The 14,207-nt window shown below is 35.7% G+C and carries 12 protein-coding genes; 11 read left to right on the top strand and 1 reads right to left on the bottom strand.

The window, feature by feature from the left end; all coding sequences use genetic code 11:
• From IQ247_RS27755 to hisC, 7 genes are all read left to right on the top strand, one after another.
• Window positions 1-644 (top strand): DNA-formamidopyrimidine glycosylase (locus tag IQ247_RS27755; protein ID WP_193924918.1); only part of this gene is annotated, 644 nt, incomplete at its 5' end.
• Between the two features lie 130 nt (window positions 645-774).
• Complete coding sequence (locus tag IQ247_RS27750) at window positions 775-990, top strand: NAD(P)H-quinone oxidoreductase subunit O (protein ID WP_193924917.1); 216 nt, start codon at window positions 775-777, stop codon at window positions 988-990.
• A gap of 371 nt (window positions 991-1,361) precedes the next feature.
• Window positions 1,362-2,345 carry a hypothetical protein gene (locus tag IQ247_RS27745; RefSeq protein ID WP_193924916.1) on the top strand — a complete coding sequence of 328 codons (984 nt, stop codon included), beginning with the start codon at window positions 1,362-1,364 and terminating at the stop codon, window positions 2,343-2,345.
• A gap of 568 nt (window positions 2,346-2,913) precedes the next feature.
• Window positions 2,914-3,567 (top strand): hypothetical protein, encoded by a 654-nt coding sequence (locus IQ247_RS27740; protein WP_193924915.1) that lies wholly within the window; start codon window positions 2,914-2,916, stop codon window positions 3,565-3,567.
• Window positions 3,568-3,601: 34 nt separating this feature from the next.
• On the top strand, window positions 3,602-5,458 hold the full coding sequence (locus IQ247_RS27735; protein ID WP_193924914.1) for a hypothetical protein: 1,857 nt from the start codon (window positions 3,602-3,604) through the stop codon (window positions 5,456-5,458).
• A 2-nt stretch (window positions 5,459-5,460) separates the two neighbouring features.
• Window positions 5,461-6,858: a DUF1802 family protein gene (locus IQ247_RS27730; RefSeq protein ID WP_193924913.1), complete on the top strand. Its 1,398-nt coding sequence runs from the start codon at window positions 5,461-5,463 to the stop codon at window positions 6,856-6,858.
• Window positions 6,859-7,098: 240 nt separating this feature from the next.
• The gene (gene hisC / locus IQ247_RS27725) at window positions 7,099-8,157 is read left to right on the top strand and encodes a histidinol-phosphate transaminase (protein WP_193924912.1); all 1,059 of its coding nucleotides are present in this window, start codon (window positions 7,099-7,101) and stop codon (window positions 8,155-8,157) included.
• Between the two features lie 69 nt (window positions 8,158-8,226).
• Here hisC and IQ247_RS27720 read toward each other — a convergent pair whose 3' ends face one another.
• Entirely contained in the window at window positions 8,227-10,005 is a 1,779-nt protein-coding gene (locus IQ247_RS27720; RefSeq protein WP_193924910.1) for an ArnT family glycosyltransferase, read from the bottom strand.
• A 382-nt stretch (window positions 10,006-10,387) separates the two neighbouring features.
• Here IQ247_RS27720 and IQ247_RS27715 point away from each other — a divergent pair, with 382 nt between their 5' ends.
• The 4 genes from IQ247_RS27715 (at window position 10,388) to alr (ending at window position 14,109) form a co-directional block, all read left to right on the top strand.
• Window positions 10,388-11,029: a class I SAM-dependent methyltransferase gene (locus tag IQ247_RS27715; protein ID WP_228060097.1), complete on the top strand. Its 642-nt coding sequence runs from the start codon at window positions 10,388-10,390 to the stop codon at window positions 11,027-11,029.
• Between the two features lie 253 nt (window positions 11,030-11,282).
• A complete protein-coding gene (locus IQ247_RS27710; RefSeq protein ID WP_193924908.1) occupies window positions 11,283-11,798 on the top strand; it encodes a hypothetical protein in 516 nt (171 codons plus the stop codon).
• 80 nt (window positions 11,799-11,878) lie between these two features.
• Window positions 11,879-12,769: a hypothetical protein gene (locus tag IQ247_RS27705; protein ID WP_193924907.1), complete on the top strand. Its 891-nt coding sequence runs from the start codon at window positions 11,879-11,881 to the stop codon at window positions 12,767-12,769.
• Between the two features lie 224 nt (window positions 12,770-12,993).
• A complete protein-coding gene (alr, locus tag IQ247_RS27700; RefSeq protein WP_193924906.1) occupies window positions 12,994-14,109 on the top strand; it encodes an alanine racemase in 1,116 nt (371 codons plus the stop codon).
• Window positions 14,110-14,207: the final 98 nt, after the last annotated feature.

Raw genomic sequence — 14,207 nt, 5'->3', positions numbered from 1 at the left:
CCTCCTCCCTGGGTGTTCATTTACGAATGACTGGACAATTGTTGTGGTTGCATCGAGATGAACCTTTGCACAAGCATACGCGGGTGAGGTTGTTCTTTGGTGAGGAATGGGAATTGCGCTTCGTCGATCAACGTACTTTTGGTCAGATGTGGTGGGTTCCTCCAAAGGTAGAAATACAGAGTATTATGACTGGATTAGCAAAACTTGCAGCAGATCCTTTTTCAAAGGAATTCACTGTAGAGTATCTTGCCAATAAACTCAAAAATCGCCGTCGCGCTATCAAGACTGGATTATTAGATCAATCCGTAGTGGCAGGTGTGGGTAACATTTATGCAGATGAAGCATTGTTTTTGAGTGGAATAAGACCAGAAACACTGTGCATAAATTTGCAACTAGAACAAATAGAGCGTCTTCACTCTAGTATTATTCAAGTTTTAAAAACCAGTATTGAAGCTGGAGGTACTACCTTCAGTAATTTCCTCAATGTAAAAGGCGTAAATGGCAACTATGCTCATGTGGCTTGGGTTTATAACCGCACGGGAGAACCTTGTCGAGTTTGCAGCCATCCCATCGAACGAATTAAATTAGCTGGAAGATCCAGTCATTTTTGTCCCCAGTGTCAGAAGTTGACAGTTGACAGTTGACAGTTGACAGTGGACAGTTAACCTTTAACCTTTAACCTTTAACCTTTAACCTCTAACCTCTAACCTTTAACCTTTTACGCGAGTTACAATTCTGAGTAAAAATAATCCTATTTATTAAAGGGGAAAATTTATGGCTGTGAAAAAAGGAGCGATGGTTCGTGCTATCCGCGAAAAGCTGGAAAATAGTTTGGAAGCGCAAGCGAGTGATTCTCGTTTTCCCTCCTATCTGTTTGAAAGTGAAGGTGAGATTTTGGATGTCAAAGGTGATTATGCTTTGGTGAAGTTCGGAAAAGTGCCTACACCGAATATGTGGTTACGTATGGATCAACTAGAAGAATTTAAATAACTTTTAACCTACTAACGAAGTTATAGCGGTTTTCACTTGGGTGTAATACAAATTTACCTCACCCCGCCCAAAGCAACCCCTCTCCAAGGCATCGCAGAGGGGAAGGGGGTGAGGTTTTAGTGTATTGGACTCAATTTAAATTTGCTATATGTTCCTTGCTATGGAGGCTTTTAGATATACCTTCTGAGGATTTAAATATATTAAAAAAAACGATACTTAGTTATTAAGTGTCGTTTTTTTTGTAGATAAAAATACTGTTTAAAGAAATTAATAGAAAATACCCTGATGTTGTTTATCATACCCCGAAAACACTGAGAACTAGATTATTGTAGATAGTGAAGTAAAATTATTAACTTTAAATTTAACCCTCAATGGTACTAAGAAGAAGTCGTTTGCAGAGTAAGAAAACTCAGTCTAAAAGTTCTGCTTCCAAGGCTAAAGCTCAAACTAGCACTGCGAAAGCAAAAGTAAAAAGTAGCATCAAAAAACCGAAGCCTGAAACTTTAGCTGTAGAAGAAACTTCCGTTTCCAATAATGCTCCGGAAATTGAAGTCAAAAATACAAATAAAAAGGCTGTTAGTAAAATAAAACCTGCTAGCACCATCGTAGAAAAAGCTAAGGCTACAACAAAGAAAGTTGCTAGCACCAAGGTAGAGAAAGCGAAACCTTCTATGAAGAAAGTAGAAAAACCTGCTGTTACTACCAAAGTAGTGAAAGTGAAATCTTCTACTAAGGAAATAGAAAAACCTGCTGTTACCACCAAGGTAGAAAAAACTAAATCTACTGCGAAAGTTGCTAGTAAAACAAAACCCGCTAGCACTGTTAAAAAGGTAAAAGCACAAACACCTGTATCTACTAGCATCGATAAGTCTGAAACTACTATCAAGAAAGCTGCTAGCAAAACTAAAGCTACTACTACTACTTCAGTTGCAAAAGCTAAAACTACTACTAAGAAAGTTACAACTAAGAGAAATCAAGATGAAACTCGGTTGCTTTTAGCTTTGTGGGATTTAGGAGGAACAAAGACTGAAGTTAAAACAACAGAAGTAACTGGTAGTGTACAACGCAAAAATGAGAAAGCAGGAGATTATACTTCTGTTCTCAGAAAGCTAGAAAAAGCTGGTGCTATTAGCAGCAAGCGTAAAAATAAAGTGGAAACTGTTCAGTTAACTGATAAAGGTTTGCAGATGCTGGATGAACAACTTAAAACCCTTGATTTCCAATTTTATGGAAAGCAAGTTGGAAGTAAAGTTGCAAGTAAATTTGTTGGTGGGTTGCTTAAATGGATACGAGAAATCAACGGTACAACATTTGTTTCTACAATAGAAACCAAGGAATCCGGAGTTGCATCCTAAAGAGTGTTCCCTATTAACTGTGTGATGAGTTAGCAATGAATTGAAGGTAAAGAAGGCTGTAGGTTTTCGGAAAAGCGACGAATATAGGCAATGGTAATGTGACTAGAAAGCAAACTAATGAAATAACCAGGGTTAGAGAGATATCTTAGTTTGCTTTTAATCGATATGATGACTCGGCAAGTTTTTGGCTATTTATTTGTAATCAATTCGGTGGTTTGTGCGATTGGTATTGTGTGCATCTAAACCTCTATTTCGGATAATTTTATTGTTATCTACCGCGCTATTTTTAACGATAAAGAAACGCAGATTACACTATTGAATGCAATGTTTAAACAGTGCTTGTTTCGGGCGGATTTGGGTGCATTTTCGCCCTGGATTGTTGTAATTTGATGTAAATTTTTCTGATTAATTATTTAACTCTATTTAACTAATTAAACCATTATCAATATATTTCGTTATCAATATTGAATGCATTAGATATATTTAAGTACTTTTTTGCAATAAAGCGTTTGTATTTGATAATCCAAGTGTAATATATAATACGTATAAAAACATAAAAGTAAAAATAATGACTGATTCAAATAAAACTCGCGTTCTACTGGCTTTGTGGGCATTAGGGGGAACGAAGCAGGAAGTAAAAAGAGGCGATCTTACCAAGCGAATTGTTTCTAAAGGTAAGAAAATCGCAGATTACCATGGAATTTTTAAGCAATTAGAGCAAGAAAACGCGATCGCCATTTCCAGGAAAAGTTTTTCTTTGGTATCTCCAAAGGGTGTAGAAATGCTGGGTGAAGGTTTGAAAAATCCTGATTTTGAATTTGAAGGGACAATTGTCGGAACTTGGGCTGCAAATGCTTTGCTGAGGTGGATTGGAGAGATTGAGAGTAGCGTTAATTCTGCACCTGCACCGCAAAATGGAAAATCGTTAAATAATGCGATCGCTTCTTATAAGGAGTTTGAGCAAGTTGCATTAGAGGTTTACGAGAATTTGAACCGAGATTACAACTTAAATAATTTGGTACCAATTTATCGGATTAGGAGAGAAATTGGCGATCGCGTTTCTCGTAAACAGTTCAGTGAATGGCTGTTAGAGATGCAAGCAGAGGATATTTTTCAACTCGAAGGTGGAAGTGTAGAAGATAGTGCTGCGGACAAAATAGAAGATTCTATCACTACTGAATTAGATGGATTGCGTTGCTACGCTTCCAAATTGCAAAATTAAACCTTTTTATGTCACTTATTAAGTTTTAAGAAATATGATTGGTAACACATCTTTAATTGATGAACTTATTAGGAATAAAAATCCCTTCGCAGGACATATTGTTGTCCGTTCATCACAAATATGGGGAAAAAGTTTTCCCGATGTCCCTTCAATTAATGCTCATGCTTCCAATGCTGTTTTTGATGCAGTAGATAAAGTTAGTAAAGGGGAACGTGAAACTGTAGGGATTACAATTATTGCTGAAAAAGGAGCAGGTAAAAGTCATATTATCAGTCGAATTCGACATCGCTTGCAGACAGAAGATAATGCTTTATTTATCTATATGGGCAAGTATGATAATTTAAATCAGATTAAATACGAATTTCTGCAAACTTTGGCTTCTAGTTTGAGAGCGCATGGTAGTAAAAATGTAATGCAGTGGCAAGAAATCGCAGCGGCTTTAATTAATGAAGCTACAGGATGGGATTATACACCACAACAATATATTCAGAATATTTACCCAACATACTTGAAAAAATACTCAACTAAATTTGTTGATAAATTAACTGAACTTATTCTTCCAAATAAACCAGATATTACTAATCCTTATTTGATAAAAGCAATTTTATGGACGCTATCTTCTGTCCACACTAACTATGCTAATTATTGGCTGGCTGGATTGGATTTAACTCAAAATCAAGCTGAAGTAATGGGATTACCAAATTACGATAAAAATGATAAAGAAGCCGAAGGATTAAAAACAGTTCGCCAGATTTTAGATATTATCAGCGATTACAAAGTTCCTGTAATTTGCTTTGATGAATTAGATAATACCGAAGTTAATGAATATGGCTTGCTCTCGGCACAATTAGTTGCAAGTTTAGCAAAAGACTTATACAACAACCTCAAACGTTGTGTTTTTCTTTTAGCAATGTATCCCCGCACTTGGAACGAGCAAATAAGGGCTTTACCACAAGTTGAAGCTATCATAGATAGATTAGTCAGCGAGCAGCTAGATAGACAGCCTTTAAAATTAAACAATCCTAATGCAGATGATATTGTGCCGATTGTAAGTCAGTGGCTACAAGTTTTCTACGAAGAAAATAAAGTTGTTCCACCACACCCAGTTTATCCTTTTGATGAAAATAAGCTCAGAGAATTTGGTAAGAGTAAACCAACAATAAGGTCGATTTTAAAGTGGTGTGCAGAAAATTTTGTCAATTCACCAACTAAATCAAATCCAGTAAAAGAATATTATCAAAGCGAATTAACGAATATTGAAGCTTCTATTGATGAATTAATGGAAGATCAAGAAGCAATTTCCAAAGCACTTAGATTCGCATTCTCAAGTTTAAAAGGTGAAAAATTAGAAGGAATAAATATTGAAGAAGTCGAAGACATTCAAGCTAACGCAGCAGACAAAGGATATATTGATTTCAAAATTGTTGGTAACAATCGCAAAGTTAAAATTGGTGTTGATGTAATTCAGCAATCTGGTGGAAGGTATGTAGGAGCAGCACTAAAAAGACTAATTGAATATGAAAAATTTGATATTACTCGCGGTTGTTTAGTTCGCTCCAAAAAGATTAATTCTGGTGCATATATACCCAACGAATGTTTAAAACAACTTTTGCATCATCAAGGTGGTGAATGGGTAATGTTGCAAAGCCAAGATATTAAACCTCTTTTGGCTATTTGGTTCGTGTATAGCTGTGAAAGTTATGAACTGACTGAAAAAGAAATTTTTGACTTTATCAAGCAAGAGCAAATAGCAATTAATAATCCCTTAGTTAGAGAAATACTCAGCGAACCATCGGGAGAACAACCAAGCGATTTAACTGATGATGATTTACCAATCAGCATTCCTCAAAGCGTTGATAGCAGTAATATCGACCTAAACATAGACAATTAAATATGAATTCACCGCTTTCAATTTCAACAGCATTGTGTCTATCCAGTTCTGATATTGCAGCTTTAATTCAAGGACGAATTATTGTTGCTATGCCCAGGATGTTTATTCGTCTTGGACAAAAATTTGCACTTTATCCGGTAGATTTATTAGCTACACAAGAAAAAGTCTCAATCCAAGCTTGGGCTAAATGTGAACTTACTCAAATTATTGATGAAAGTCTGTCTCTAGAAAGATTATCTCGGTTAACAATCTGGACGCAAGATACATTAGATAAAATACTGCATCAACAACAGCATATTTTTCTAAGTTATTTACGTCTTTATAAATTATCTCAGCCTTATGAAGTATCACTAAAAGTAGAATCAAATCAGTTAGGAAAATTTATCGGTTTACCTAATTATTTGAGTGTTTCCGATACAAACCCAGTTTTACCAGATAACATCTTCGCTACTCGCAAGCGTCAATTAGAAAAACTCGAACCACCACAGCATCCAGAATTAGAAGAATTAATAGACGTTTTATCACCTTTAGCTATTAATAATCCAGCAGCGAAACAATTAGAAAAAAATATTAATATATTCTTAGGTTGGAGTAATCAACAAACAGTAAATAATATTGATTTAGAATTGGCTTGGACAAAAGAAATCGCAGCATTAGGGAATCGTAGTAAAGAAGAAGATAAAGGCAAAAGTCATTATCAAGCGGGGACAGATTTTGAAAATATAGTTCGTCAGAGTTTAGAATTTTTAGGATTTACTGTTGATTATTTTCACAAGGGTGGTGCTGGTGGTGTAGATGTATTTTGTTCGCACCCTTACCCATTAGTTGGAGAATGTAAATCAGGTCAAAAAATTCCTAATGACACAGCAGTACAATTATTAAACTTAGGAACACTCCGCTTAAAAAGCCAAGAATTGCTTCAGCAAGCAACTAAATTAATTATCGGTCCTGGTGAACCAACAACACAACTTAAAGACGCTGCAAAAGTACATGGTATGGCTATTATTAATCCTGAAACTTTAGAAAAATTAGTTCAATTACAAAGTAAATATCGTAATTCAATAGATTTATTTAAACTGCAAAATTTTTTAAAAGCTGGTCAATCTGATGCGGAAGTGCAACAATATATAATACAGATTGAAAAAGAAATTAAATTGCGATCGCATTTGGTACAATTAGTCAAAAATTATCTACAAAACTCCCAGATGGATTCTACAGGAGTCGATGCATTACATGGTGCTTACTTTAATTCTAATCCAGCACAATCATTAAACCGTCAAGAAATGCACGAAATTCTCATCGAACTATCTTCACCTTTAACAGGTTACTTAGGACGAATTAAAGGTACTGATTGGAACAGCGATAAATTCTATTTTCTCCGCGATTTAGCGATTGAGTAATAAAATATTTCTTAGAGGATATTTGAAAAGTTTAATTTCATACTTTATCCGGCGGTTTAAACCGCTACTACACAAACAAAGTCCACCTGCGTGGACTAATTAATTTAGAACCCGCGCAGGCGGGTTTTGTTTGTGTAGCCGCGACTTCTAGTCGCCAGGTAAAGACTTTTAACCGTTAAAATATCCTCTTAAGAGGGAACAATCCAAAATCTAAAATCTAAAATCCAAAATCGAATTGAAATGACTAGCTTCTTCCGTGCTGAAGTTGATGCAATGACTGGATATATTCCAGGGGAACAGCCAAAACCCGGCAGTAAGATTATCAAGCTTAATAGTAACGAAAATCCTTATCCTCCTTCTCCTAAAGTGAAAGAAGTTTTACAAAACTTCGATTGGGAATGGTTACGACGATATCCTAATGCTTCTGCTACCGATTTTCGCAATGCTATTAGTGAAGTTTTGAATGTTCCTGCTGATTGGATAATTGTTGGTAATGGTAGTGATGAAGTGTTGAATTTAATAATTCGCGCTTGTACGGATTCCCATAGAAAAGTTGTTTATCCTATGCCTACCTACATCCTTTACCGTACTTTGGTAGAGATGCAAGCAGCTCAAAAAGTAGAAATTGATTATCCATCAGATTATAAATTACCGATAGAAGAATTAGTAAAAGTCGATGGCGCAGTAACAATTATCGCTACTCCTAATAGTCCATCAGGACATATTGTACCACTAGAAAATTTACGGGAATTAGCAACAAGATTATCTGGTATTTTGGTGATTGATGAGGCTTATGTAGATTTTGGTAATGGTGATGCTTTATCTTTAGTTAAAGAGTTTAATAATGTAATTTCTATTCGTACTTTATCGAAGGGATATTCACTTGCGGGGATAAGATTAGGTTTCGCAATTGCTAATCCTAATTTATTACAGGGTTTGTATAAAGTTAAGGATAGTCATAATATTGATGCGATTGCTTGTGCTGTCGGTGCTGCTGCAATTCGCGACCAAGATTATAAGAATTATTGTGTGAAAAAGGTTAAAATATCGCGGGATAAGTTATCAAGTGATTTAAAAAAATTAAGTTTTAAAGTTTGGGATTCTCATACTAATTGTTTATTAGTTGAGCCTCCTCAAGGTAATGCGGAGTATTTGTATTTAAGGTTGAAAGAACAAGGTATTTGGATTAGATATTTTAATCAGGAAGGGTTGGAAGATAAGTTACGGATTACTGTTGGTACGGATGAGGAAAATAAAGTGTTGATTGAGGCTTTGGGTGAGTTAATTGAGTGTAATTAAAGATTTATTTAACGCAGAGGAGCGCAAAGGTTTTCGCGGAGTAACGCGGAGTTTTTACTTTAATTGAAATTACTTTAATTTAATCAACTGATAATTTTGCACTTCACCGATAATACTATGGGGTTGCGATATTATAGAAGCTTGTTTTTCGCTTATCCAAGCATAACCCGAAGTGGTAATTTGGGAAATTTCATTTACTCGTTTTCCATGTTTTGGAGTATAGAAATTGATTAATACTCCTGTTTTACCATCAACATCAACGAAATTAATCGGATGATTTTGTAAAATTTGAGCAATTTCAGGTTGCTGTAAAAATGCTTGAAAATCAGGGTTATAGTTACTTAAAAATCCGAAACTACCAGTTACCGCTAAAGTCAACCAAGCGGAAATCAACCAAGCTGCTATCCAATAACGGGCTGAAATCAAATTTTTACTAAAGCGACAACGAGCAACCCAAAGTAAAGGTAATGTTAACCAGCTTAAACCTAATACTAAACCAATGATTGCATAATTGCGGATTTCACCATCGCGATCGCTAATTAAAAAAACTACTATACTTGCTAATAAAATCAGAATACCCAGTGTAGCAAAGCTATAGTTTATAGTTTTTAAAATATGAGTTGATGATAAACGTACTGATGAAAATAAAGGTATATTTTTTATTTCTATTTCTTTTATTTCTTGATTCCAAATGTTTCCTAGCCAATTCAATCCAACCGCAGCAAGTAAAGCAATAAACGGATATAAAGAAAGACTGTAATGAGATAAACGAGTTGAAAAAATACTCAATTCGATAAATAAAATTAGCGGAAAACCTATTAATATTAAGAAATTTTTCTCTGTAGTGCGTTCGCGTAGCGTGCGCGAAGCGCAAACATCTTGCTCGCTATTTTGATTATTAGATTGCCAAATTTTATAATTATAAGTATCAGTTTCTTCCGTAGATTTAAAATTATATTTAGATAAAAAATCCCTAATTAATAAACCCGCACCTAATAAACCGTGAAATGACCAGGGAAAAGCTAAAATAGGAATATGCCAAAAATAATAAATCCAGTTATTATTTTCACGTTCACTTGAACCTTGTTGGATAACAAAATTTATTAACTGTGTAAAACTATCATCACCAAACCGTAAAGAACTAAGTTTAAGCCAAATTATAGTCGGTAGCAATCCGAAAAAAAATCCCAGACATAACATGGGATTTCCTAAATGATGATGACGGCGATGCTGTAATATTAAATAAGGCAACAAAGCTATTATTGGAGGAAAAATCATAAAGCTTCTTAATAAGAAACCTAAACCAAAACTAGAGCCAGCAATCAAACCCCAAATATAACGATGTTTAAAATTTAATTCCGCTTTTAATAAAGAAAAAATTCCTAAAAGTACTAAAAACACCAGTGGTACATCTGGAGTTCCTAAACGAGAATATTGCAGCCACAGAAACTCTACACTCAAAATAGCAGCAGCAAGCCAAGCAACTTTTTTAGTTAATAAGATTTTGCCTATTTCATATACCATAAATACGCTCAAAATACCTAAAATCATATTTGGTAAACGAACGCTAACTTCATTAATGCCAAACAAGCTGTAAGAAACGGCAAGTAACCAATAGAAACCCGGTGTTTTATGATGAGGATTTTTCCAAGGATTAATCCAGTCTCCTGAATCATACATTAATCGCGATCGCCAAGCGTAAAGTCCCTCATCATGAGCCATCAAACTATGATTTCCTATACCTAGTAACAATAGTGGAACTATCCAAACTAATAAACTTAAATAAGGACAAACAATCCAAATGAAAAAATTTAGTTTAATCAAAGACAACTTTAGTTTAGATAACATTTGATTAGTAAATATTGCAGATAACGAACTTAATTAAAAAATCAGGTTTTTCCCTGAAATATCTGGGAGACAAGACAACTGTCCTAAGAAGATGTTTTAAAATTATCCGGCGGTTTAAACCGCTACTACAAAAACAAAGTCCACCTGCGTGGACTAGTTAGTTTAGAACCCGCGCAGGCGGGTTTTGTTTGTGTAGCCGCGACTTCTAGTCGCCAGGTAAAGTATTAAATTAGACTTTCAAAACATCCTCTAAAAACCCGACTTCTCTCACTAATTACGAATTACGAATTACGAATTATATTCACCCAGCGCCCAACTTAACTAAATTAATGGTCAAATCTGTTTTTAAAATATATAAAGTGGTACACCAGGGAATTTTATAATGCTTCGACCAAATCAACGCATGAAGTTGGATGACACCGATGATAAGTTATTTTACGGGCTGCCTCGTTTTGTTACCCATGTAGATGAAGGATTTATTCAACAACTTACAGATTTATACCGTCAACGTCTCCAACCCAATACACGGATTTTTGACATGATGAGTAGTTGGGTGTCTCATTTACCAGATGAAATCCAATTTAGTCATGTTGAAGGACACGGAATGAATGTTGAAGAATTAGCACGCAACCCCCAATTTGACAATTACTTTATCCAAAATCTTAACGAAAATCCCAAATTACCGCTCAAAGACCAAGAATTTGATGCTGTTCTCAATTGTGTTTCTATACAATATTTGCAGTATCCAGAAGCAATATTTACCGAAATTCACCGCATCCTCAAACCCGGTGGTATGGCAATTATCAGCTTTTCTAACAGAATGTTTTACCAAAAAGCAATTCAAGCATGGCGCGATAGTAGTGAAAGGGGTAGAGTTGAATTGGTTAAAAGCTATTTTCAATCGGTTCCCGGATTTACTCCTCCAGAAGTAATCATAAATCAATCTTCAGCACCAAATTTCCTCCAGTGGTTAGGTGCGGGAAGTGGCGACCCATTTTATGCTGTTATAGCTCATCGAAATTAACAGTTAATAAAAAAGGTTAAAGGTTAGAGGTCAAAGGTTAAAGGGGGATTTGAATGTTTTTAACCTTATATTTTCGGTTTGGTTAAGAAGTTTAACTGTTGATTAACATACTCAAACGTTATCAAAAAGTAATTTTTGTTTATTCACGTATGAAGTATAAAGGATGAGTCATAAAGTATCAGTTATAAAGTATAAATTGTTAATCCTTTATACTTTATTCGGTCAAGCTTAAATTAGAAATTAGGAGTAAAAGATGAATTTTCCCCGTGTGCATAAGATATTAGCAGCCCTACTTCTTTCGATTGTATTACTGACAACAGCCTGCGCTCAACAAGCACCAGGACGTTTTGATCAAGTACAGCAGGAAAGTAGTCAGCAGAAGAAAGGACAAGCGGTTGCTAAAGATGCAACTCAAGGTAGTGAATTTAATAAATTCTTCCCAGAAGCATCAGATGGTTATCAGCGAGTTTTTACTCAAGAGAAGAAAGGTTTTGCTGAAGCCAAGCTGAAACAAGATGGTAAAGATGTCGCAGTAATGGCAATTTCCGATACCACCAGCGTACCCGGAGCAGCAGCTAAATTCTCTAATAGCACCAAACAAATCTCTGGTTATCCAGCAGTAGAAGTTGGCAATACTCAAACAGCGATTTTAGTTAGCGATCGCTATCAAGTAAAAGTATTGTCCCGCAATCCTTCATTTACAGCCACCGATAGAGAAGCTTGGCTGAAAAAATTTAACCTTAGCGGTTTATCTAGATTAAAAGCATAGTTAACAGTCAACTGTCCACTGTCAACTGTCCACTAATCATTTTTTCAGTAATAAATTAAGTAATCAAGGAGTCTACTATCGTGAGCAAACCGATTTTTGAATTGGTTGATGAATTACCAACTAGTGGTTTAACCGTTTCGGTGCTAAATTCACTCGATTCTATTACCCCTGGTCATTGGAAAAATACAGTTGGTTTTGTTAATACGATTAAAGAAGTCACTGGTGAAACTGACGAAAGTCTCATACAAACCATTGGGGAACGCGCAATTTATCTTTATAATGACCGTTCTCAAGGATATCAAAAAGGTTTATGGCTGTACCAAACCGTTGACAGAACCGATAAAGCCTTGGGTGCAGCGGCTTTAGCTAATAAAGTAAGTGGAAAAATTCCTTTGTTTGGAGGTTTAATTAACAGATTTACTCCCAAAGCGGATAAAGCGCAAACTATTGATTTATCTTTGAAATTAATTGCCGAATTACTCGCTTTTTGCAGCATAAATGGTATTCCTGGAGATAGCATTGGCGATTTTGTCGCTTCCTTGGGTGAATACAGCGGTGAATCCTACATCCGTATGGTAGGATTAATCTGCCTTGATGGTTTGATTCCTCTTGGTCCAGATTTTATCCAACAAGCTCAATCTGCACTCAATGGAATGAATCCTAAAGAATTAGAAGATAATTCCACATTCAAGCAGATGAACGATGAAATTCCCGGTAGTAGTTCCGAAGGTAAACTTAACTTTATCGGTTCCAGTTTTGATTCAGTCAAAGGCTGGATGAGTGACACTGTATCTTCCAATAATTTAACTCCTCAAAAAGTCACAAGTAAGTTGAGCAGTTTTGTTGATTTTGCCGATGATAAGTTAGATTATCTCGCTGCTTTCCTTGACCTCAGCACTAACTATTTTGAGCATACAGGTACACAAACCCTTGCTAAAAGGTTAATTGAACGGGCTGTAGCTGAAATTTAGCTTCTTCATTTTCAGGTAATTGCTAATATTTGTTATTACCAATTACCTGTTATTAAAATTAAATTTTCGACAAAGATAAAATTATTATAAAATTATTTAGAAAAAGTAAATAAACGAGCATTGTCTAAGCTCATAAATGTTTAATTTCTACTCTCAAAATGTAGCCGAAAGTCGATATGATTATTTGATTCAGCATCTCCTTGGAGAGAATTTAGTTCATCCAAATGAATCAGCATCATATCGAAGTAACGGTTTCAGTAGATAATTTCAAAAGTAATATTAGCCATATTCGCGATCGCGTTCAGCCTGCTCAACTGTGTGTGGTCATGAAAGCCAATGCTTACGGACATGGTTTGCAGCAGTTAGCACCTACAGCAGTGGTAGCAGGTGCAGAATATATAGGTATTTGTACTAATCCGGAAGCAACAGTTATTCGTGAGTTGGGCTTGGATGTAAAACTATTGCGTTTGCGAATGGGTTTACCTGAAGAATTGCAAGAATCCATTGACTCACTGAACATTGAAGAACAAGTAGGAACAATCGAAGTAGCAAAATATCTTTCAGAAGCAGGAGTAAAACGCGGTAAAAAAATTCCCGTACATATCAACATCGATACCGGAATGGGTAGAAGTGGTTTCTTTTTCAACCAAACAGAAGAACTAAAACAAGTTTGTGGATTACCCGGTATTAATATTGTCGGTGTGATGACTCACTTTGCTAGTTCCGATGGAAAAGATTTAGGCTTTACTCACTATCAGATAGAGCAATTTGAAAAAGCACGTCAAGTCCTGAAAAATTACGTGTCTCACAACGTATTAACTCATACTCATAATAGTGCAGCGACAGTACGTATAAGTAATGAAAGTAACCAGTTAGTAAGAGTTGGAGCAGCCTGTTACGGAGTGCGAACCTCCCAGGATTTTGAAAATCCTCCCGAACTCAAACCCGTAATGTCAGTAAAAACTAGGGTAGCACAAGTAAGAAAAGTACCCAAAGGTAAAACAATCGGTTATGGTAGCTTATTTACAACTCAAAGGGATAGTTTAATTGCATCCTTACCAGTAGGTTTTGGTGAAGGTTATCCCCGTTCATTATTTAATAAAGGTATTGTGCTAATTAAAGGTCATCGCTGTCCCGTAGTCGGACGAGTATCCTTGAACATCACCACAGTAGATATTACCGACATTCCCGAACCAGTAGAATGGGGTGATGAGGTGGTATTGGTAGGAACTCAAGGTAAGGAAGAAATCACCTTTGAGGAACTTGCAGATAAATTTGCTAGTGTACATACCGAAATTAACTTGATGGCAGGTTTTATGAATCAGGTTAGTTATGTGTAAAAGTTAGGAGTGAGGAGTTAGTTGACAGTTGACAGTTGACAGTTGACAGTGGAGAGTGGACAGTGGACAGTTAATTTCTCCTTGTCTCCTATCTCCTC

The sequence above is a fragment of the Plectonema cf. radiosum LEGE 06105 genome, from assembly GCF_015207665.1.
Lineage (GTDB): Bacteria > Cyanobacteriota > Cyanobacteriia > Cyanobacteriales > Nostocaceae > Rivularia > Rivularia radiosa_A.
The sequence above is the reverse complement of the archived record's forward strand: the minus strand, read 5'-3'. Positions and strand labels throughout refer to the sequence as shown.